This is a genomic window from Nonomuraea sp. NPDC050790, assembly GCF_044456745.1.
Classification (GTDB): Bacteria; Actinomycetota; Actinomycetes; order Streptosporangiales; family Streptosporangiaceae; genus Nonomuraea.
Genome location: NZ_JBITGF010000001.1, coordinates 1,769,718 through 1,790,021 on the forward strand (window position 1 = coordinate 1,769,718; position 20,304 = coordinate 1,790,021).

Genomic DNA, 20,304 nt, shown 5'->3' on the forward strand with positions numbered 1-20,304 from the left:
ACCTTCGCTTGGCAGATTCCTGTATTCCCTATTCACTTTACAGGAAATGTGCCGGGCCGGATCAGGCCGCTCTCGTAGGCGAAGACCACCACCTGGGTACGGTCGCGCAGCCCCAGCTTCACCAGCACCCGGCTGAGGTGCGTCTTCACGGTGGCCTCCGCCAGGTGCAGGGCAGTGGCGACCTCGGCGTTGGACAGCCCGCGCGCCACCTGGATGAGCACCTCGCGTTCGCGGGAGGTGAGCCCGGACAGCCGTTCGCCGGGATCGGGGGCACCCGGCAGGAGCTGCGGCGCGAACCGCTCCAGGAGGCGGCGGGTGATCCGCGGCGAGACCGCCGCCTCGCCCGCGGCCACGTTGCGGATCGCGCTCAGGAGGTCCTCGGGGCGCGTGTTCTTGGGCAGGAAGCCCGCGGCCCCGGCCTTCAGTCCGGCGAAGGCGTACTCGTCCAGGTCGAACGTGGTCAGGATCAGCACGCGGGCCTGCGGGGTGTCCCTGGCGATCCTACGGGTGGCCTCGATGCCGTCGACGCCGGGCATGCGCACGTCCATCAGCACCACGTCGGGACGCAACCGCCTGGCCAGCCGCGCGGCCTCCTCTCCGTCGCCTGCCTCGCCCGCCACCTCCATGTCCGGCTCGGCCTCGAACACCATCCGGAACGCCATGCGCAGCAACGATTCGTCGTCGACCAGCAACAACCTGATCGTCATGCCACCACCCCAGCAGCCGGATCGCGCCCTCCTCGGCCCACCGCCGGATCAGGCCGCCCAGGGTCAGACCGCCCGGGGCCGGGCCGGGCCGTGGTGGCGGTGAGGTCGAGCCGTGCCGCCACGCGCCAGCCTCCCCCGCCGGCGGGTCCCGCCTCGAAGGCCCCGCCATAGGCGGCGACCCGCTCCCGCATCCCCGCCAGCCCCCGCCCGCCGACTCCGGCCGGACGTTCTCCGGCTGCCCCGACACCACCGGCACCCGCCGGCCGACGGCCTTCGGCTGCCCCGACACCACCAGCTCCCAGCCGACGGTCTCTGGCTGCCGCGACACCACCGGCGGCTCCCAGCGGGCGGCCTTCGGCTCCGGGTGGGCGGCGTGTGCCACCGGCGATTCCGGGCAGCCGGCTCGTTCCGGGCGGGCGGCCGGTGGGAGCGTTGTTGGTGATCTCGGCCATGGCGCGGTCCGGTGCCAGAGAGATCCTGACCAGGGCCGTCGTGCCCGGGGCGTGCCGGAGGGCGTTGGTCAGCGCCTCCTGGGTGATCCGGTAGAGGGTGAGCTGGGCGGCGGCCGGGATGGTGGCGGGGTCGCCGGTCACCTCCACGCGGGTCGGGAGACCGGCTGTCCGCATCGTCGCGGCCAGGTCGTCCAGTTGGGCGATGCCGGGGGCCGGGTGCAGGGGTTCGGGGGCGTCGCCGAGAGTGCGGCGCATGTCGGCCAGGGCCTGGCGGCCCGTCTCGGCGATCTGGTCCACGGCCTGCGCGGCGCGGCCGGGTGCACGCTCGCGCACGTACGCCGCGCTGTCGGCCAGCGCCACCATCACCGAGAGGTTGTGCGTGACGATGTCGTGCAGCTCGCGGGTCATGCGGGCGCGCTCTTCGGCCACGGCGAGCCTGGCCCGCCGTTCGCGGTCCTCTTCCAGCGTCCTGACGTACGCCCGCCGGTCCCGTGTCCACAGCCCCGTGGTGAGGGCGGCGGCGACCAGCGCGGTCAGGGCCGCCGCCGTGACGGGAAAGCTGCCCGGCGGCGCCCAGCGCGCCGCGGCCAGCAGCGCTCCGGCCTCCAGCGTCGCCCCCGCCGCCCACGTCCACCGGGACGTGCTGCGCGCGGCGACGGTGTAGAGCGCGACCAGCAGCGACACGTCGGCGGGAAGCTGCACGCCCAGCACCCACTGAACGGCCGCGGCCACCGCGATCGCGAAGAACACCACCACCGGCGCCCGCCGCCGCCACACCAGCGGGGCCACCAGGGCAACCTGGAGCGGCAGGAGTTCGCCGCGTGCCGCCACCTGTCCCGGGCCGAACGTGACCACGAAGATCACGGCGGCCAGCAGCCCGTCGGCCGCCGGCGAGGACCACCGGGCGAGGGCCGGGAGGCGGGCGAGATTCATGGCGTTCACCCTAGTTGTCCTGCGGGTATGCCTCCCATCCTCCTCCGGGATGAACATCCGGCCGGGTCATACGGAAGTCGTAGTCCAGGATCAGTCGTCCGCCGCTGGGCCGGGGCCACGCCCCGGTGCCAACCTGTCGGGACATTTCCCGATAAGGAGCAAGCAGATGCCCTTTCCTGTGATCCCCGTAGCCCTCACCGCCCTGACCCTGGCCACCTCATCCGGCCACCCCGCCCCGCTGGACCTCCCCCTGCCGACCGCGTCCGGGCAGACCGCGCCGATGGATCTGCCCGTGTCGGGCGCGTCCGCCATGTCCGGACCAGCCGTGCCGTTGAACGCGCTGGGCGGGTCCGGCTTGTCCGGGCAAGCCGTGGCACTGGACTCCCCGGGTGGGGCCGGGGCGGCTGTGCGGGTGGCCCTGCCCGCGCCCGGCGGGCCGTACCGGGTGGGGACGGTGGCGGTGCGGCTGGTGGACCGGTCGCGGCGCGATCCGCTGGTCAGGTCGAAGCCGTACCGGGAGCTGATGGTCAGCCTGTGGTATCCGGCCCGGGACGCGACCGGCCCCGTCGCCCCGCACATGGCGCCGCTGGCCGCCGCCGACTGGGACCGGCACTCGGCCCCGCCCATGGGGATCAAGGCGGGCGCCGTGGACTGGGCGGCGACCGCCACCCACGCGCGGACGGGAGCGCCGGTGGACCCCAGGGCGGGCAAGCTGCCGGTGGTGCTGTTCGGCTCCGGGGACGGCGGGCCGCGCACCCTCGGCACCACGCTCGTCCAGGACCTGGCCTCGCGCGGCTACCTGGTCGTCACCGTGGACCACACCTACGAGGCCGACCAGGTGGAGTTCCCCGGCGGGCGGGTGGTGCGGGCGCTGCCCCTGCCGTCGAAGCTGACGCCGCGGGTGATCGCCAAGCTGCTGGCACAGCACTCGCAGGCCCGCCTCGCGGACATGCGGTTCGTCCTCGGCCGGATCACCGCGCTGGCCGGCGGCGGCGACCAGGGCACCGGATCGCGACCGGCCGGCGGCGGCAACCCGGGCGCCGGTGCGCCACTGGGCGGCCTGAAGGACTGGGGGCGGGTGCCCGAGGGGCTGCGGGGGGCGGTTGATCTGTCGCGGGTGGGGGCGCTCGGGCAGTCGCTCGGCGGGTCCGTGGCCGCGCAGCTCGTCCGTGACGACCGGCGCGTCGACGCCGGGGTGAACCTCGACGGCGGCTACGTGGGACGGGTGGCCAAGACGGGTGTCGCCCGGCCGTTCCTGCAGCTCGCCGCCGAGACCCACACCCGGGAGACCGAGCCGAGCTGGAAGTCGTTCTGGCGGGCCTCGACCGGCTGGAAGCGGGAGCTGCGCTTCAAGGGCGCGGCCCACGGCTCGTTCACCGACCTGCAGGCCATGCTGCCGAAGATCGCCGCCGCGCTGCCCAAGGTGCCGGTCGCGGACTTCGTGGGCACCATCGACCCGGACCGGTCCGTCGCGGCGCAGCGGGCGTACGTGGCGGCCTTCTTCGACCTGCACCTGAACAACCGGCCGACCCGCCTGTTCGACGCGCCCAGCCCGCAGCACCCCGACGTGTCGATCATCCCCTGACCCGCCGGCGGGCCGCTCTGCCGCCCAGGTGCAGGAAGGCGATCCGGCCCGCGTCGTCGCGCAGGAACCTGCCCACGGCCCGCCGCGGGTCGGCCGCCATGGTCACCTCGTCGCCCTCCCCCACCAGGGCCAGCGCCATGTCGGGCATGCCCTCCACCCCGGCCGCCACCAGCTCGGGCGTCAGTACGAAGCGCGCCACCAGGCTCTCGTCGACCTCGAAGGTCCACTGCCCGGCGTCGTAGCTCCCGGCGTACTCCGGCGTGGGCGCGCGCACGGTCAGCCGGTCGTCGTCCTGCTTGGCGCCGAGCAGGTGCTCCAGGCACCAGTCGGTCACCCGCCTGCCCAGCACCTTGCCGGGCCCGGAGTTGGTGAGCGTGGTGACGGCGAAGCCGTGCTCGGGGGCCAGGACGAACGTGGAGAGCTGGATGTTGCCGATGTTGCCGCCGTGGGTGACCAGGCGTACGCCGCCCTGCTCCTCCAGCAGCCACGGCAGGCCGACGCCCGTCCACGGCGCGCCGACGGCGACGTGCTCGGAGCGCATCAGCTCCCTGGTGGCTGCCCCGACCGGGCGCTCGCCGCGCAGGCCCAGGTGGAAGGCGGCGTAGCGGAGCTGGTCGCGTACCGAGGAGAGCAGGCCGCCCTCGGCCATGGCGTCGCGGTAGAGGCCCCAGGTGTGCGCCACGTGGGCGCCGTCCTCGCGTACGACGTGGCCGACGGCGTGCGGGCGGGTGGCGGCGTCCCAGGGGAAGAAGAAGCTGGAGCGCATGCCGAGGGGTTCGAGCACGACCCGCCCGACGATGCTCTCGTACGGCTCGCCGCACACCACCTCGACGATGCGCCCCAGCAGCCGGAACCCGGCGTTGCTGTAGGAGGCGAGCGTGCCGGGCGCGAACAACTGGGGCAGCCGGTCGTAGCCCTCGATCGAGCCGGCCAGCGCGGCGGCGTCCCAGCTCTCGCCGTCGTCGATGTCGCCCAGGAACCCGCCGGTGTGGGTGAGCAGGTGCCGGATCGTCACCTTCTCCGCGGCGTCCTCGTCGGCGAGCCGGAAGCCGGGCAGGTACTCACGCACGCGCCCGTCGAGGTCGAGCCGCCCCTGCTCGACGAGGTGCATGACCACGGTCGCGGTGACCGTCTTGGTGGTCGAGCCGATCTGGAACAACGTCTCGCCGGTGACCGGCGCGGGCGCGTCCACGCTGGTGACGCCGGTGGTGAGCACGTGCTCCCGGCCGTCGAGGAGCACGCCCACGGCGGCTCCGGGGACGTGCAGGGACGTCGCCTCGCTGTCGAGCAGGCTCTGCAGGTGGGTGAGGTCAGCCATGCGCACATCCTGCTGCCGGGCCGCGTGGACGGGCTTCGTCGCCGCGCACCATTTCCCGCCCTTCGTTCGTCCGGACCGCTCCCCTTGTGGTTCCATCACAAACGGACCTGCCGCTTTGTCGCCGCGTCACCTTGGCCTGGGGCGGCAACGGCCGCGATAGTCGTGCCGTGCGCCACAACCCTGACTACCTGCTCGACGACGACACCCGCATCCGCGCGCTGATCCGCGAGAACCCCTGGGCGACGCTGGTCAGCGGCCTCACCGCCTCGCATCTGCCCGTCCTGCTGGAGGACGGTCCCGGCCTGTCGGTGGTGAGCCATCTCGGCCGCCCCGACGACGAGCTGCACGAGCTCGGCGAGCGCGAGGCGCTGCTGATCGTCGCGGGCCCCAACGGCTACATCTCCCCCGGCTGGTACGGCACCGGCCCCGCCGTGCCCACCTGGAACTATCTGGCCGTCCACCTCTACGGCCGCCCGGAGGTCCTGGGCCCCGAGGAGACCTACCAGGTCCTGGTGGACACGGTGGACCGGTTCGAGCACGTGCTGCCCTCGCCGTACCGGATGGACGAGTCCTACGCGCGCAGGATCGCGCCCGGCGTCGCCGGATTCCGGCTGCGGGCCGAACGCGTCGAGGCCAAGGCGAAGCTCAGCCAGGACAAGCCGCCGGAGGTCGCGCACAACATCATCCGCGCCCTCGACGCGGATCCCCGCTACGCCAACCCCGCGCTCGCGCGGGAGATGCGCAAGGTCTGGACCCAGGAGGAGACTCGATGACCACCACGAAGGCGACCCTGTTGCGCGGCGCGCGGACCGGCCCCTCGGGACCGCCGCGCGACGTGCTCGTCTCGGCGGGACGCGTGGCCCGTGTGGCCGAGCGCATCGCGGCCGAGCCCGGCTGGGAGGTGGTGGAGCTGGCGGGCCGTACCGTGCTGCCGGGGCTTTGGGACCACCACGTGCACTTCGACCAGTGGATCATGGCCAGGCAGCGGCTGGACCTGTCGGGCGCGGCCTCGGCGGCGCAGGCCGCGGCCCTGGTGGCCGAGCGGCTGCGCACCCGGCCGCCGGAGCCCGGCCTGCCCCTGGTGGGCTACGGCTTCCGCGACGCCCTCTGGCCCGACCCGCCGCACCGCGACCTCCTGGACGCCGCCGCGCCGGAGGCGGCGCACGTGCCCGTGGTGCTGATGAGCGGCGACCTGCACTGCTGCTGGGTCAACTCGGCCGCGGCCGAGCGCTACGGCTGGGCCGGCCACCCGACCGGCATCCTGCGCGAGTCGGAATGGCAGGCCATCCAGCAGGACATCACCGACGTCCCCGCTCCCCTGCTGGACGGCTGGGCCGAGGTGGCGACGGCCGAGGCCGCGGCCCGGGGCGTCGTCGGGGTGGTCGAGCTGGAGGCGCCGTGGCGGCTGGACGCCTGGACGCGGCGGACGCGGGCGGGCAACCGGGCGTTGCGGGTGGTGTGCGGGGTCTGGCCGGCGCTGCTGGAGGAGGCGGTGGCGCGCGGGCTGCGTACCGGGGACGTGATCGAGGAGACCGGCGGGCTGGTCGAGATGGGCCCGTTCAAGGTGATCACCGACGGCTCGCTCAACACCCGCACCGCCTACTGCCACGACCCCTATCCCGGCCTGGAGGACGGCACGCACCCGCACGGCATGCTGCTGGTGCCGCCGGAGGAGCTGGTGCCGATGATGGAGAAGGCGTGGGCGGCGGGGCTGCGGCCGGCGGTGCACGCGATCGGCGACCGGGCCAACAACCTGGCGCTGGACGCGTTCGAGCGGGTCGGCGCGCAGGGCGCGATCGAGCACGCGCAGCTTCTCGACGACGCCGACCTCGGCCGGTTCGCCGCGCTGGGGGTGGTGGCCAGCGTGCAGCCCGAGCACGCGATGGACGACCGTGACGTGGCCGACCGGGTGTGGGCGGGCCGGACGGGCCGCGCGTTCGCGTTCGGCGCGCTGCTGGCGGCCGGTGCGCGGCTCGCGCTGGGCTCGGACGCGCCGGTCTCGCCGCTGGACCCGTGGATCACGATGGCGGCCGCGGTGGACCGCGGGCGTGACGGCAGGCAGCCCTGGCATCCCGAGCAGGCGATCCCGATCGAGGCGGCCCTCGCCGCCTCGACCAGGACCGGCCGGGCGAGCATCGAGGCCGGCGACGTGGCCGACCTGGTGGTGACCGGCGCCGACCCGTTCACGGCCTCGGGCGCGGACCTGCGCGCCATGCCGGTCGCCGCCACGATGCTCGACGGCCGATGGACGTGGCGCGACTCGGTCTGAGCCCTACCCGTCTGACCCCCCCGCCGTCTGACATCCCTACCCGTCTGACACCCCTGCCGTCTGACGACCCTGCCGTCTGATCCTCTGTGAAGGCCGGCCTCCGGCGACGCACGCGCCGCCGGAGGCCGGTCACGCGTTGAGCAGCCTGACCCGGCAGGCCAGTTGCAGGGCGAAGCGCGTGTCCGGGTCGGCCAGGTCGGCGCCGAGCGCCTCGGTGATCCACCTGATCCGGTAGGCGACCGCGTTCGGATGCAGGTGCAGCGTCTCGGCCGTGCGCGTGGGCGAGCTCTGCGCGTCCAGGTACGCCGACAACGTCGTGACCCCGACCTTGGCCCGCGCCGCCCCCATCGCGTCCAGCGGCCCCAGCATCTCCGCCAGCAGGTCCCGGCTCAGCGGCGAGGACGACAGCCCCGCCAGGATGCGCCGCAGGCCCGTCGCGTCGGTCTCGGCGAGCGTGCCGTGGCGGCCCGCGGCGCGTGCCGAGTCCGCCGCCACCCGCGCCTCCGCCGCCGACTGCCGCAGCCCGTCGGGTCCCGCCTGCGGCGTGCCGATCCCGCCGGTGACGACGACGTCCCCGCGCCCGGTCAGCGCCTCCATCAGCCGCTGCACCTCGGCCCGCGCCCGCCGGTGCAGGTCGGTCCCGGCCGGGCCCGTGCACACGACCACCAGGTCGCCGCCGAGCGTCGCCACGTGCCAGTCGCCCGGCTTGGCGTGGAGCACCTGCAGCGCCGACAGCTCCGCCTCGTCGAGAATCTGGCGGGCCCGGTCCAGCGACGCCTCGCCGCGGGCGTCCTGGACCTTGAGCCAGGCCGCCACGTGCGTCTGCTCCACCGGCAGATCAAGCTGGAACGCCTGCTCGACCAGGTGCGGAAGCTGCGCGCGGTCACACAGCACGATCTGCACGATCAGCCCGGCGCGGGTCAGCGCGGGGGCGAAGCGGCGGTTGAGCTCGCGCTGGCGCAGCCGGGAGACGAGCGCGGCGATCGCCGGCAGGGCGACCCTGGTCGCGTCGTCGTCCAGATCGGCCACCAGGCGGGCGACCGGCTGCCGTCCGACCACGACCGCGCCGGGATCGGACTCGCCGACCGGCATGGTCTCGTCCAGGCGTACCCGGCAGCCCAGGGCCTCGGCCGCGCGGTCCAGCAGGTTGCGCACCGCGTCCGCGCCGCCCTCCTCCGCCGCCTGCTGGGCGAGGCTGATGGCGCTTTCCGCGCGCGCGAGCGCGTCCGAGGCGCCGCCCCGGACGAACCGGTCGATGTCCAGCAGCAGCTCGGCGCCGTCGCGCGCGCTGTCCGGCGCGAGCACGGGCAGGTGCGCCCGGTCGGCCAGCCGCGTGGCGGTGATCGGCAGCCGCATCGGCGCCGCGAACACCAGCCCGGTCAGCCCCCGCGAGGTCGCCTGCCGGATCGCCACGTCGATCTCGTAGCCGGAGATGGACTCCGCGCCCAGCACCACGATCAGGCTGTCCTGCGGCACCCGCTCGATGGCGGCCAGCGTGTCGGCGCCCGCGACGTGCCGGATGGGCACCTCCGCGGCGGGTCCGGCGATCAGCGCGAGCCCGAACCTTGACTGCCTGCGCAACATCTCGGCGATGGTCTGTGGCATGGCGACAGATTAGGACGGAAGCTTGTAGTCGCGCCATATGGGATGCGAAGGGGGCTGTGGCCATACTCGTCCCATGCAGCTGACCGAGAGTGACCTTCCAGCGCTGGCGCGTGGCTGCGCCGTCTTGGGGACCGGTGGCGGCGGCTCGGTGGAGACCGCCATCCCCAGCGCCCTGCAGGCGCTGCGCCAGCACGGCCCCGTCCCGCTGGTACGGCTGGCCGACCTGGACGACGACGCCCTGATCGTCCCGATGTCCAGCATCGGCGCCCCGACCGTCGGGCACGAGATGCTCGCCAGCGCCGAGCAGCCGAAGCGGCTGCGCGAGGAGGTCGAGCGCATCGCCGGCCGCCCGATCTCCGCGATCATGGCCGGCGAGATCGGCGGCAGCAACGGCGTGGAGCCGCTCGCCTGGGCCGCGCAGCTCGGCCTGCCGATGCTCGACGCCGACGGCATGGGCCGCGCCTTCCCCGAGCTCCAGATGGTCTCGATGCACGTCGCGGGCCTGACCTCCGACCTGGTGATCCTGGCCGACGTCGTCGGCAACGTGGCCGCGCTGCGCCCGATCGACGCGATCTGGTCGGAACGGCAGGCCAGGGCGCTCTGCGTGGCCAGCGGCGCGAGCACGATGATGGCCAACTACCTGATGTCGGGCGCGCAGGCCAGGGGCGCGGTCATCGAGGGCAGCGTCTCGGCCGCGCTCGACATCGGGCGGGCCACCGTCGGCCACGCCGACCCGGTCGCCGCCCTGACGGAGCGGCTGGCCGCCAGGCGGCTGCTCGACGGCAAGATCGTCGAGGTCGAGCGGACCACCGGCGGCGGCTTCGTCCGCGGCGCGGTCGTCGTGGACGGCACCGGCTCGTGCTCGGGCCGCATGGTGCGCATCGAGATCCAGAACGAGAACCTCGTGGTCTTCGAGTCCGGCGAGGTCGTGGCCAGCGTCCCCGACCTGATCACCGTGGTCGACACGCAGACCGCCGAGGCGGTCTCGACCGAGACGCTGCGCTACGGCCAGCGGGTGAGCGTGCTGGCGTGGGCCTGCGACCCGCTCTGGCGTACCCCGGAGGGCATGGCCGTCGTGGGCCCGCGCGCCTTCGGCTACCACATCGACTACCGACCCGTTGAGGAGCACGCGCATGTCGGCTGATCCCAAGCGCGATCTGAAGATCGGCATCGACGTCGGCGGCACGAACACCGACGCCGTCGTGCTCGACCGGTCGGACGCCATCGTGGCCAGGACCAAGCAGCCGACCACCCGCGACGTCACCGACGGCATCCGCAGCGCCCTTGCGGTGGTGCTGGGCGAGCTGGGCGAGCGCGAGCGGCAGGTGGGCCGGATCATGCTCGGCACCACCCACGCCACCAACGCCGTCCTGCAGCGCAGGGGCCTGAGCCGGGTGGCGGTGATCCGTCTCGGGGCGCCCGCCGCCACGGCGGTGGCGCCGCTGACGACCTGGCCCGCGGACCTGCGCGAGGTGGTCGAGGCGGGCTCGGTGATGCTGGGCGGCGGCCACTTCGTGGACGGCTGGCCCATCGCCCCGCTCGACCGCGACGGCATCCGCCGCTTCCTGGGCTCGGTGGCCGGGCGGGCCGAGGCGGTGGCGGTCACCGGCATCTTCAGCCCGGCCTCGGGCGAGCAGGAGCGGCACGTCGCCGAGATCGTCCGCGAGGAGCTGGGCGCCGACGTGGCGCTGTCGCTCAGCCACGAGATCGGCTCGCTCGGCCTGCTGGAGCGGGAGAACGCCACCGTGCTGAACGCGGCGCTCTACCGCGCGGCGGGCGAGGTGACCCGGGCCCTGGACGCCGTGCTCGACGAGCGCGGGCTGGACGCGGCGGCCTTCTTCGCCCAGAACGACGGCACGCTGATGGCCCTGGAGTACGCCTCGCGCTACCCGGTGCTGACGATCGGCTCCGGCCCGGCCAACTCGATCAGGGGCGCGGCGTTCCTGTCCGGGGTGGACGAGGCGATCGTGGTCGACGTCGGCGGCACCTCGACCGACCTGGGCGTGCTGGTGCGCGGCTTCCCCCGCGAGTCGTCGTTCGCCACGGACATCGGCGGCGTGCGCACCAACTTCCGCATGCCGGACATCCTCAGCGTGGCCGTCGGCGGCGGCACCATCGTCGGCGGCACCCCCGAGGAGCCCGTCGTCGGCCCGGTGTCGGTCGGCTTCCGCATCACCTCCGAAGGACTGTCCTTCGGCGGGAGCACGCCGACGCTCACCGACGCCGGCGCCCTGGCCGGCCGGGTGGCGCTGGGTGACGGGCCGCGGCCCTCGGGGCGTACCCGGGCGCTGCTGGACTCGGCGCTGCGCGCGGCCGACGCGGTCATCGGCGACGCCGTCGACCAGATGTCGCTGGGCCGGCGCGACCGGCCCGTCGTCGCGGTCGGCGGCGGCGCGTTCCTCGTGCCCGACGTCGTGACCGGCGCCGCCAAGGTGCTGCGTCCCGACAACGCCGACGTGGCCAACGCCGTGGGCGCCGCGATCGCCCTGGTCAGCGGCCGGTGGGAGACGCTGGCCCCGGCCGGGGAAGGCCGCAGGCAGGCCGTCGAGGAGGCCAGTGAGAAGGCGGTCCACCGGGCCGTCCAGGCGGGGGCCGACCCCGCGACGGTGCAGGTGGTCGAGATCACCGAGACACCCCTGTCGTACCTGCACGAGCCTGCGGTCCGCGTCAACGTCAAGGCCGCGGGCCGGCTGGGCTGGTTGTGAATCGGAAAGGAATGCCATGTCCAAATCTCGTCGCCGGCGTGCGGCTCAGGTGTGGTGTGCCGTAACAGTGCTGGCCGCGGTGGCCACCGGATGCGGCGCGGACGCCAAACCCGCCGCCTCCCCAGCCAAGAGCGGCATCCTGAGCGTCGGCGTCACCGCCTCACTGGGCCGGATGACCTCGCTCAACCCCCTGGCCGACAACCTGTACGGCTCCTGGATCGCCCGGCAGCTCATCTATCCCGCGCTCGTCCAGCTCAACGGCACCAAGCTGGAGCCGTCCTGGGCAAGCAAGTGGGACGTCTCCGAGGGCGGCCGCGTCTACACCTTCCACCTGCAACCCGGCACCTGGTCCGACGGCAAGCCCCTCACCGCGCACGACGCCGCCTGGACCGCGCAGTTCGAGCTCAAGCACAAGAGCGACGCGGCCGGCCTGGTCTCCTTCGCCCTCGAAGGCGTCAAGAGCGTCAAGGCCACCGACGACAAGACCCTGGTCGTGACCTACGCCCAGGCGATGCCCGAGAGCGTGCTCACGCTGCTGGCCAACTTCCACGTGCTGCCCAAGCACGTCTACGAGCCCCACGCGGGCGGCGACGGCTCGAAGATCCTGGCCTTCCGCCCCGAGGACAAGCTCCCCGTGGTCTCGGGCGGGCCGTTCACCGTGACCGAGTTCGCCGGCGACGGCACCACGATCTTCGAGCCCAACAAGGGCTACTACGGCACCCCGCCGAAGGTCGGCGCCGTGGGCCTGCAGGTCTTCCAGAACGACGAGGGCCTCGCCCAGGCGCTGCGCGCCGGGACCATCACCTGGGGTTACGGCGGCGGCTCGGCCGTGGCCGCCTCGGTCAAGGGCGCCGCCGGCCTCAAGGTGGCCACCTCCCCCTCGCAGGAGGTCGCCATGCTCAACATCAACTCCAACCCCAAGAAGCGCGACAACCCGGAGCTGAAGCAGGTCCAGGTCCGCGAGGCCATGTCCCTCGCGCTCGACCGCGCCGAGCTCGTCGAGGTCGTGCTCAACGGGTACGGCACGCCGGGCCGCAGCGTCCTGGCCCCCTTCCAGGACGAGTGGATCCCGAAGGACCTGCAGCCCGACCCGCATGACCCGGCCAAGGCCAACGCCATCCTCGACGGCCTCGGCTACAAGCGCGGCGCCGACGGCATCCGGGTGACGCCCGCGGGTGACCGCCTGTCGTACTCCGTGGTGGTCTGGAAGGAGATCAGCCGCGTGGCCGAGATCCTGCAGAAGAACCTGGCCGAGGTGGGCATCGAGCTGAAGCCGGACATCGCCGCCGACTACACGGCCGCGGTCACCGCGCCCGACGGCAAGTACCTGGACTTCGACCTGGCCTACTCCTACTGGACGCTGTCCCCCGACCCGGGCGGCACGCTGAGGGTCTACAGCTGCGACAGCTGGGGCAGCGTCAACTTCGCCGGGTTCTGCGACAAGGACTACGACACGAAGCTGGACAAGCAGCGCGGCATGCTCGACGCCGCCGAGCGGACCGCGACGGTGGGAACGATGCAGAAGACGCTCCTGCGCGACACGCGGGCCGTCCTGCCGCTCTACCACGCCGAGACCGTGCACGTCGTCCGCCAGGACTGGACCGGCATCGAGACCCAGCGCTTCGGACCGGGTCTCTGGACCCAGATCCACCGCGTGTCATGAACCGGGGCGGGTACCTGGTCCGGCGGCTCGCCTCGGCCCTCGCCACCGTGGCGGCGGCGGCAGTGATCAACTTCGTGCTCTTCCGCGCGGCGCCGGGCGACGCGGCCACGCAGTACCAGATGTGCCGGACCTGCAGCGCCGAGTTCCGCGACTACCTGCGCGCGGAGCTCGGCCTGGACCGGCCGCTGCTGGAGCAGTTCTGGCTGTACGTCACGGCGCTGCTGCGCGGCGACCTCGGCCACTCCTTCCAGACGCGGCAGCCGGTGTGGGACGAGCTGGCGGGGCCGCTTGCCAACACGATCCCGATGGTGGGACTCGGGCTGGCCTTCGGGCTCGCGCTCGGCCTGGTCATCGGGGTGGTGGCGGCCTGGCGGCGGGGCACCGCGGCCGACTGGGCGCCGCTGTCGGCCTCGATGTTCCTGTCGGTGCTGCCCATCCAGTGGATCGGGCTGATGTTGCTGCTGCTGTTCGGCGGCGCGCTGCCGACCGGCGGCATCTCCGACCCGTACCTGCGCTTCAGCGATCCGTCGTGGTGGCAGGTGCTGGCCGACCGGCTGGAACACCTGGCGCTGCCGTCGCTGGCGATCGGGCTGGCGTGGTGCGGCTCATGGGCGCTGATCGCCCGCTCGGCGCTGGTCGGCGCGCTCGGCGAGGACTACATCCTCACCGCCCGCGCCAAGGGCCTGTCGAGCTGGCGGATCGTGCGCCGCTACGCGCTGCCGAACTCGCTGCTGCCGATCACCACGCTGATCTTCCTCACGTTCGGCTACATCGTCGCCGGGTCGCTGCTGGTGGAGACCGTGTTCTCCTACCCGGGCATCGGCCTGGCCCTCTACCAGGCGGTCCAGAACCGCGACTACGCCGTGCTCCAGGGCGGGTTCCTGCTCCTGACGGCGGCGATCGTGGTCGCGAACCTGCTGGCCGACCTGCTCTATCTCAAGCTCGACCCGAGGATCAGGACATGAACGTGCTGCGCAGGTATCCGGGCGGCGCGCTCGGGGCGGCCATGCTCGCCGCGATCGCCGTCCTGGCCGTGCTCGCGCCGTGGCTGGCGCCGTACGAGAGCCACGAGAAGGTCGGCGCGGTCTACCAGCCGCCGTCGGCGGCGCACCCGCTGGGCCTGGACGACGCCGGGATCGACATGGTGACGCTCCTGCTGTGGGGCGCGCGCACGTCGCTGCTGGTCGGGTTCGCCGCCGCGCTCATCGCCGTCGTGGTGGGCGGGGCGATCGGCCTGGCCGCCGGGTACGCCGGCGGGCGCACCGACGCGGTGCTGATGCGGCTGACCGACTACATGCTGGTGATCCCCGACATCCCGCTGCTGCTGATCGTCGCGGCGGTGTGGGGGCGCAGCATGACCGGCGTCGTGGCCATCATCGGGCTGCTGTCGTGGCCCCGGCTGGCGCGGGTGGTGCGCGCGGAGGCGCTGAGCGTGCGCGAGCGGGCGTACGTGAAGAGGGCGCTGACCATCGGCGCGGGCAACCTGCGGATCGTGGCGACGCACGTGCTCCCGCACGTCGTGCCGCTGCTGCTGACGCTGGCGATCTTCGCGGTGGGCAACGCCATCCTGGTCGAGACCGCCATCGCCTTCCTCGGCCTCGGCGACCCCGCCGCCCTGTCGTGGGGCCGGCTCATCCAGAACGCCTTCGCCGGCCAGGCAGTCTCCCGCGACGCGTGGTGGGCGATCGTGCCCCCCGGGCTGGCGGTCGGCTGCCTGATCCTGGCCTGCACGCTGATCGGCCGGGCGCTGGAGGACCACCTCAACCCCCGGCTGCGCGCCGGCCACCTGTCGGTGCGGACCTTCCGCCTGGCCCCCGCCCCGTCCGGAGGTGAGCGCTGATGTCGGCTCCGCTGCTGGAGGTGCGCGACCTGCACGTCTGGTTCGACCTGCCCCGGGGCAGGGTGCACGCGCTGCGCGGCCTGGATGTCGCGGTCGGCGCGGGCGAGGGCCTCGGCCTGGTGGGCGAGTCGGGCTGCGGCAAGACCACCGCGATCCTGGCCATGATGGGACTGCTGCCGCCCTCGGCGAGCGTCGCCGGGCAGGTCCTGCTCGACGGCGAGAACATCCTGGCCAGGGGCGAGGCGAGCGTACGCCCGCACCGGTGGACCGACCTAGCCATGGTCTTCCAGGGCGCCATGAACGCCTTCAGCCCGGTCGCGACCATCGGCGCCCAGATCGCCGAGCCCATGCGCCTGCACGGGGTCGCCGACGGCAAGGCGGCCATGCGGCGCGTACGCGAGCTGCTGGAGCTCGTCGGCATCCACCCCGACAAGGCGGCCCGCTACCCGCACGAGTTCTCCGGCGGCATGCGCCAGCGCGCCGCCATCGCGATGGCGCTGGCCTGCGAGCCGAAGGTGCTGCTGGCCGACGAGCCCACCACCGCCCTGGACGTGATCGTGCAGGCCCAGGTGCTCGACCTGCTCGACCGGCTGCGCGCCGAGCTGGGGCTGGCGGTCGTCCTGGTCACCCACGACCTGCCCGTGGTCGGCCGCGTCTGCGGGCGCGCCGCGGTCATGTACGCGGGCCGCGTGGCCGAGATCGCCGACATCGGCGACCTGCACCTGCGCCCCGGCCATCCCTACAGCCGGGCGCTGTTCTCCGGCGCCGCCGTACCCGGTGCGCCGCCGCGCCTGGACGGTGACTGGAGCGGCTGCGCGTTCGCGCCGCGCTGCGGGCACGCGCAGGACCGCTGCCGCGCCGAGGCGCCGCCGCTGCTCCCGCTCGGCGCGCGGCAGTCCAGCGCCTGCCATCTCGCCGCATCGATCGCCGGAGGTACGGCATGAGCCTGCTCGAAGTCGACGGCCTGGCCACGCACTTCCGCCCCCGCGGCCGGCCACGCCGGGTGGTGCGCGCGGTGGACGGCGTCTCCTTCACCGTCGGGCCCGGCGAGCTGCTGGCCCTGGTGGGCGAGTCGGGGTCGGGCAAGACCACGACCGCCCAGTCGGTGCTGCGGATGGCCGACCCGACCGCGGGCACGGTCAGGTTCGCCGGCCAGGACATCACGGGCCTGAGCCGGCGCCGGCTCAAGGCGGTGCGCCGCCGCATGCAGGTCGTCTTCCAGGACCCGTACGAGTCGCTGGATCCGCGCTTCCGCATCGGCCGTTCGGTGGCCGAGCCGCTGGCCGTCCACGGCGTCGGCACCCGTGCCGAGCGCCGCGACCTGGTCCTGGCCGCCCTCGAACGCGCCGGCCTGTCACCGGCCGCGGCCTTCGCCGAGCGTTACCCGCACGAGCTGTCCGGCGGCCAGCGGCAGCGGGCGGCGATCGCCGCCGCGCTGGTGCTGGAGCCCGAGCTGCTCGTCGCCGACGAGCCGGTCTCGATGCTGGACGTGTCGGTGCGCGCCGGCGTGCTGGCGTTGTTCGACGAGCTGCGCGCCGCCGGGCTGGGCATTCTGATGATCACGCACGACCTGTCCACGACGGCGGCGCACGCCGACCGGATCGCGGTCATGTACCTGGGCCGCATCGTCGAGGAGGGCCCTGCCGCCGAGGTCATCGCCAACCCGGTCCATCCGTACACGCGCGCGCTCGTGGCCGCGGTCCCGCGCGCGGGTGAGGAACGCCGCCCGATCCCCATCAAGGCCGGTGAGCCGCCGGACCCGGCGGCGGTGCCGTCCGGGTGCCGCTTCCATCCGCGCTGCCCGCTGGCGCGCGAGGAGTGCCGCCACGACGACCCGGCCCTTGAGGTGGTCTCCGGCGCGCACCGGGTGGCGTGCCCGGTGAGCCTGGCGGAGCCCGTGACGGTGGAGGAGGAGCGGTGCGCCCCGTCCCGTCCCCGCTGAACCCGCCCGGCGCCCTGCCCGCCGGCCTCGACGAGATCGTCACCTCCGCGCTGGCCCGCTACCGGGTGCCCGGCTGCGCGGTCGCGATCGCGCACCGCGGCCGGCACTGGACCGGCGCGTACGGCCTGGCCAGAACCGACCCCGAGCAGCCGTTCCTGCCGCAGACCCGCGTCCCGGTCGCCTCGATGACCAAGCCGTTCACCGCCACGGCCGTCCTGGCGCTGGCCGAGGCCGGCGCAGTCGACCTGGATGAGCCGGTACGCCGCTACCTGCCCCGCTTCCGCGTCGCCGACGAGGAGGCCACCGCCTCGGTGACAGTGCGGCACCTGCTCACCCACCAGACGGGCTGGCTCGGCGACGAGCCGGAGTTCGTCACCGACCGGGGCGACGGCGCGCTGGCCGCGCAGGTGGCGGCCTTCTCCTCGCTGCCGCAGTTCCTGCCGCCCGGCACGACCTTCTCCTACTGCAACACCGGCCTGGACGTGGCCGGGCGGCTGGTCGAGGTGATGAGCGGGCAGAGCTACGAGTCGTTCGTCGAGGACCGCATCCTGACTCCGCTCGGCATGACCGGCTCGACGTTCTTCGCCGAGCGCGTGGTCTCGCAGCCCGCCGCCGCCGGGCACACCCGCGAGGACGACGGCTCCCCGCACCCCGTCCAGGACGCGTGGCTGCTGCCGCGCGGCGTCAACCCCTCCGGCGGCCTGATCTCCACGGCCGGCGACCAGTTGCGCTGGATGCGCTGGTGGCTGGGCGAGCTGGACGCGGCGGGGCCGGTCTCGGCGCGGACGCGCAAGGCGATGATCTCCGACCCGGTGCCCGTGCGGGCCGGGCGGGCGGCGACCGGGCTCGGCTGGCACGTCGACTACCTTCCGCGCGGGGCGTCGCGGGTCGGCGCGGTCTACCACGAGGGCAGCCTGCACGGCACCGCCACCGTCTGCCGCTTCGTACCCGAGGCGGACCTGGCCGTGGTCGTGCTGACCAACGCCGACGACGGGCAGCTCGTCTACCGGGAAGTCGGTGACGCGCTGCTGGCCGAGCTGGGCGGGATCGGCCGGCCGGACAGGAAGATCGCCCTGGACACCGGCGGGCGGGAGCTCGCCGCCTACACGGGCTCCTACAGCACGCCGGAGCGGCGGGAGGCGTCCTCGCGCGTCGAGGTCACCGCCGGGTCCGGCATCCTTCACCTGCGGGTGACGACCGTTCACTACGACCAGCCGATGGTGATGGGCGCGGGCCGCGCCGGGGGCGACGAGTTCGCGCTCCTGGACGGCCCGTGGCGGGAGGAGCCCCTCGCGTTCCTGCGCGAGCCCTCCGGCGCCCTGCTCGGGCTCCGCATCGCCGGCCGGGTCTTTCTCTACCAAGGAGGTACCGCGTGAAGCGCCGTCTCACGCTCGACGACCTGTGGGACTTCGCGATCCCCAGCTCCCCCGCCCTGTCCCCCGACGGTTCGCGCGTGGTTTACGTGCTGCGCACCGCCGAGCGCGAGCCCGACCGCAACGTGCGCGCGCTGTGGATCGCCGGCGTCTCCGGTACGGCGCAGCCGCGCCCGCTGACCGCAGGCCCCGCGGACGCGGCCCCCGCCTGGTCGCCGGACGGTTCCCGGCTGGCGTTCCTGCGCGAGGGGCAGGTGCACACGCTCCGGTTCGACGGGGGTGAGCCGGAGCGCCGCACCGACTTGCCGCACGGCGCCGGCGCGCCCCACTGGAGCCCGGACGGCGAGCGGATCGCCTTCAGCGCCCCGGTGCGGGTGGCCGAGTCGTGGCCGGGCGGCCCGGTGGTCATCGACCGGCTCGGCTACAAGGCCGACGGCGCCGGGCTGCGCGCGGCCTTCCGCCGCCAGGTGCACGTCCTCGACCTGGGCACCGGCGAGGTGCGGCAGCTCACCTCCGGCGACTGGGACGCCGGCGAGCCCGCCTGGTCGCCGGACGGCACCCGGCTGGCCTACACCTCGGGGGCCGGTCCGCAGGCCGATCTGACGTTGACGGCGGCGCCGTACGTGGTGGATCTCGACGGCGGGCGGCCGCGGCCGGTCGGCGACGAGAAGGGCTGGTTCGGCGGCGTCCAGTGGTACCCGGACGGCTCGGCGCTGCTCGCGACCGGCCTGCCGGAGGTGCGCATCGGCCACACGCGGCTGGTGAAGCTCCCGCTGGACGGTGGCGCGCCCGTCGACCTCACCCGCGACCTCGACCGCAACGTCATGCCGGGCGGTCCCGAGTGGCCTGGCGGCGCCCCGCGTTTCACCCCGGACGGCGCCCACGTGCTCTTCTGCGCCCGCGAGCGGGGCAGCACCCTGCTCTTCCGGGTGCCCGCGGACGGCGGCAGGCCCGAGCGGGTCCTCGACGGCAGCGTCTCCGGCCTGACCACCTCCCGCGACGGCGTCACCGTCGTCGTGACCGTCACCACGACCTCCCACGGCGAGCTCGCGCTGGCCGACCTGGACAGCGGCCGGGTGCGCGAGCTGACCGCGCACACGGCGAACGCGCTGCCCGACGTGGAGTTCATCCAGCCGCAGGAGCGGGAGTTCACGATCGGCGACGGGAGCACCGTCCACGGCTGGATCCTGCGCGAGCCCGGCGCCACGGGAGCGGGCCCGCTCCTGCTGGACGCGCACGGCGGCCCGCACCTGGCCTGGGCGCCCCATCTCGAACCCGCCCACCCCTACCACCAGCTACTGGCCGCCCAGGGCTGGACCGTGCTGCTGCTCAACCCGCGCGCCAGCGACGGCTACGGCGAGGACTTCTACGCCGCCAGCGTCGGCCGCTGGGGGCGGGGCGACGAGCGCGACTTCCTCGACCCCGTGGAGGCGCTGGTCGAGGAGGGCCTGGCCGACCCCGACCGGCTGGCGGTCTGCGGCTACAGCTACGGCGGCTTCACCACCTGTCACCTGACCACGCGCACCGACCGCTTCGCCGCGGCCGTCGCGGGCGGGCCGGTGACCAACCTGCTCAGCATGGCCGGCAGCTCCGACGACAGCCACGTCTTCGCCGCGCTGGAGTTCGGCGGCGACATCTACTCCGGCGGCGAGCTGCTGCGCGCGCAGTCCCCCATCGAGCGCGTACGGCACGTGCGCACCCCCACCCTGCTCGTCCACGCGATCAACGACGACCGCTGCCCGGTGGGCCAGTCGGAGGAGTGGTTCACCGCGCTGCGCACCCTGGGCGTCCCGGCCGAGATGGTCCTCTACCCGGAGGAGTCACACCAGTTCATGGCCGACGGCCGCCCCTCCAACCGGGTCGACTACAGCCGGCAGATCGTGCGCTGGGTCACCGCGCACGTGCGGTAGCC

At 74.1% G+C, this 20,304-nt stretch carries 16 protein-coding genes; 12 read left to right on the forward strand and 4 right to left on the reverse strand.

The window, feature by feature from the left end; all coding sequences use genetic code 11:
- Nucleotides 1–32 precede the first annotated feature (32 nt).
- Nucleotides 33–707, reverse strand: coding sequence for a response regulator (locus ACIBEJ_RS07940; protein WP_397181865.1), 675 nt, complete (start codon nt 705–707; stop codon nt 33–35).
- Nucleotides 704–2,092: a sensor histidine kinase gene (locus ACIBEJ_RS07945; RefSeq protein WP_397181866.1), complete on the reverse strand. Its 1,389-nt coding sequence runs from the start codon at nt 2,090–2,092 to the stop codon at nt 704–706. Before ACIBEJ_RS07945 ends, ACIBEJ_RS07940 begins: the two co-directional genes overlap by 4 nt.
- Before the next feature lie 166 nt (nt 2,093–2,258).
- On the opposite strand from ACIBEJ_RS07945, the gene ACIBEJ_RS07950 reads away from it, so the two are divergent.
- A complete protein-coding gene (locus ACIBEJ_RS07950; protein WP_397181867.1) occupies nt 2,259–3,677 on the forward strand; it encodes a lipase in 1,419 nt (472 codons plus the stop codon).
- Here ACIBEJ_RS07950 and ACIBEJ_RS07955 read toward each other — a convergent pair.
- Entirely contained in the window at nt 3,667–4,995 is a 1,329-nt protein-coding gene (locus ACIBEJ_RS07955; RefSeq protein WP_397181868.1) for a serine hydrolase domain-containing protein, read from the reverse strand. The two genes, ACIBEJ_RS07950 and ACIBEJ_RS07955, sit on opposite strands and share 11 nt — an antisense overlap.
- 167 nt (nt 4,996–5,162) lie before the next feature.
- Here ACIBEJ_RS07955 and ACIBEJ_RS07960 point away from each other — a divergent pair, with 167 nt between their 5' ends.
- The gene (locus tag ACIBEJ_RS07960) at nt 5,163–5,768 is read left to right on the forward strand and encodes an FMN-binding negative transcriptional regulator (RefSeq protein WP_397181869.1); all 606 of its coding nucleotides are present in this window, start codon (nt 5,163–5,165) and stop codon (nt 5,766–5,768) included.
- Nucleotides 5,765–7,264 (forward strand): amidohydrolase, encoded by a 1,500-nt coding sequence (locus ACIBEJ_RS07965; protein ID WP_397181870.1) that lies wholly within the window; start codon nt 5,765–5,767, stop codon nt 7,262–7,264. Before ACIBEJ_RS07960 ends, ACIBEJ_RS07965 begins: the two co-directional genes overlap by 4 nt.
- A gap of 129 nt (nt 7,265–7,393) precedes the next feature.
- Here ACIBEJ_RS07965 and ACIBEJ_RS07970 read toward each other — a convergent pair whose 3' ends face one another.
- Entirely contained in the window at nt 7,394–8,869 is a 1,476-nt protein-coding gene (locus ACIBEJ_RS07970; RefSeq protein WP_397181871.1) for a helix-turn-helix domain-containing protein, read from the reverse strand.
- Between the two features lie 73 nt (nt 8,870–8,942).
- On the opposite strand from ACIBEJ_RS07970, the gene ACIBEJ_RS07975 reads away from it, so the two are divergent.
- Genes ACIBEJ_RS07975 through ACIBEJ_RS08015 form a run of 9 tightly spaced genes read left to right on the forward strand, consistent with a single transcriptional unit; the run spans nt 8,943 to nt 20,302 of the window.
- A complete protein-coding gene (locus ACIBEJ_RS07975; protein WP_397181872.1) occupies nt 8,943–10,013 on the forward strand; it encodes a DUF917 domain-containing protein in 1,071 nt (356 codons plus the stop codon).
- Nucleotides 10,003–11,574 (forward strand): hydantoinase/oxoprolinase N-terminal domain-containing protein, encoded by a 1,572-nt coding sequence (locus ACIBEJ_RS07980; protein ID WP_397181873.1) that lies wholly within the window; start codon nt 10,003–10,005, stop codon nt 11,572–11,574. The genes ACIBEJ_RS07975 and ACIBEJ_RS07980 overlap by 11 nt, the downstream gene beginning before the upstream one ends.
- A gap of 16 nt (nt 11,575–11,590) precedes the next feature.
- Nucleotides 11,591–13,237: an ABC transporter substrate-binding protein gene (locus ACIBEJ_RS07985; RefSeq protein ID WP_397181874.1), complete on the forward strand. Its 1,647-nt coding sequence runs from the start codon at nt 11,591–11,593 to the stop codon at nt 13,235–13,237.
- Nucleotides 13,234–14,202 (forward strand): ABC transporter permease, encoded by a 969-nt coding sequence (locus ACIBEJ_RS07990; RefSeq protein ID WP_397181875.1) that lies wholly within the window; start codon nt 13,234–13,236, stop codon nt 14,200–14,202. The genes ACIBEJ_RS07985 and ACIBEJ_RS07990 overlap by 4 nt, the downstream gene beginning before the upstream one ends.
- A complete protein-coding gene (locus ACIBEJ_RS07995) occupies nt 14,199–15,077 on the forward strand; it encodes an ABC transporter permease (protein ID WP_397181876.1) in 879 nt (292 codons plus the stop codon). Before ACIBEJ_RS07990 ends, ACIBEJ_RS07995 begins: the two co-directional genes overlap by 4 nt.
- The gene (locus ACIBEJ_RS08000) at nt 15,077–16,021 is read left to right on the forward strand and encodes an ABC transporter ATP-binding protein (RefSeq protein WP_397181877.1); all 945 of its coding nucleotides are present in this window, start codon (nt 15,077–15,079) and stop codon (nt 16,019–16,021) included. The genes ACIBEJ_RS07995 and ACIBEJ_RS08000 overlap by 1 nt, the downstream gene beginning before the upstream one ends.
- A complete protein-coding gene (locus tag ACIBEJ_RS08005; RefSeq protein ID WP_397181878.1) occupies nt 16,018–17,019 on the forward strand; it encodes an ABC transporter ATP-binding protein in 1,002 nt (333 codons plus the stop codon). Before ACIBEJ_RS08000 ends, ACIBEJ_RS08005 begins: the two co-directional genes overlap by 4 nt.
- Nucleotides 16,995–18,395 carry a serine hydrolase domain-containing protein gene (locus tag ACIBEJ_RS08010; protein ID WP_397181879.1) on the forward strand — a complete coding sequence of 467 codons (1,401 nt, stop codon included), beginning with the start codon at nt 16,995–16,997 and terminating at the stop codon, nt 18,393–18,395. The genes ACIBEJ_RS08005 and ACIBEJ_RS08010 overlap by 25 nt, the downstream gene beginning before the upstream one ends.
- A complete protein-coding gene (locus ACIBEJ_RS08015; protein WP_397181880.1) occupies nt 18,392–20,302 on the forward strand; it encodes a S9 family peptidase in 1,911 nt (636 codons plus the stop codon). Before ACIBEJ_RS08010 ends, ACIBEJ_RS08015 begins: the two co-directional genes overlap by 4 nt.
- Nucleotides 20,303–20,304 lie beyond the last annotated feature (2 nt).

What these genes read in the sequence shown, in the direction of transcription:
- ACIBEJ_RS07965 (WP_397181870.1), top strand. Translation starts at nt 5,765, where the DNA reads ATGACCACCACGAAGGCGACCCTGTTGCGCGGCGCGCGGACCGGCCCC.
- ACIBEJ_RS08000 (WP_397181877.1), top strand. Translation starts at nt 15,077, where the DNA reads ATGTCGGCTCCGCTGCTGGAGGTGCGCGACCTGCACGTCTGGTTCGAC.
- ACIBEJ_RS08005 (WP_397181878.1), top strand. Translation starts at nt 16,018, where the DNA reads ATGAGCCTGCTCGAAGTCGACGGCCTGGCCACGCACTTCCGCCCCCGC.
- ACIBEJ_RS07950 (WP_397181867.1), top strand. Translation starts at nt 2,259, where the DNA reads ATGCCCTTTCCTGTGATCCCCGTAGCCCTCACCGCCCTGACCCTGGCC.
- ACIBEJ_RS07940 (WP_397181865.1), bottom strand. Translation starts at nt 707, where the DNA reads ATGACGATCAGGTTGTTGCTGGTCGACGACGAATCGTTGCTGCGCATG.
- ACIBEJ_RS07945 (WP_397181866.1), bottom strand. Translation starts at nt 2,092, where the DNA reads ATGAATCTCGCCCGCCTCCCGGCCCTCGCCCGGTGGTCCTCGCCGGCG.
- ACIBEJ_RS07995 (WP_397181876.1), top strand. Translation starts at nt 14,199, where the DNA reads ATGAACGTGCTGCGCAGGTATCCGGGCGGCGCGCTCGGGGCGGCCATG.
- ACIBEJ_RS07975 (WP_397181872.1), top strand. Translation starts at nt 8,943, where the DNA reads ATGCAGCTGACCGAGAGTGACCTTCCAGCGCTGGCGCGTGGCTGCGCC.
- ACIBEJ_RS07985 (WP_397181874.1), top strand. Translation starts at nt 11,591, where the DNA reads ATGTCCAAATCTCGTCGCCGGCGTGCGGCTCAGGTGTGGTGTGCCGTA.
- ACIBEJ_RS07980 (WP_397181873.1), top strand. Translation starts at nt 10,003, where the DNA reads ATGTCGGCTGATCCCAAGCGCGATCTGAAGATCGGCATCGACGTCGGC.
- ACIBEJ_RS07955 (WP_397181868.1), bottom strand. Translation starts at nt 4,995, where the DNA reads ATGGCTGACCTCACCCACCTGCAGAGCCTGCTCGACAGCGAGGCGACG.
- ACIBEJ_RS07970 (WP_397181871.1), bottom strand. Translation starts at nt 8,869, where the DNA reads ATGCCACAGACCATCGCCGAGATGTTGCGCAGGCAGTCAAGGTTCGGG.
- ACIBEJ_RS07990 (WP_397181875.1), top strand. Translation starts at nt 13,234, where the DNA reads ATGAACCGGGGCGGGTACCTGGTCCGGCGGCTCGCCTCGGCCCTCGCC.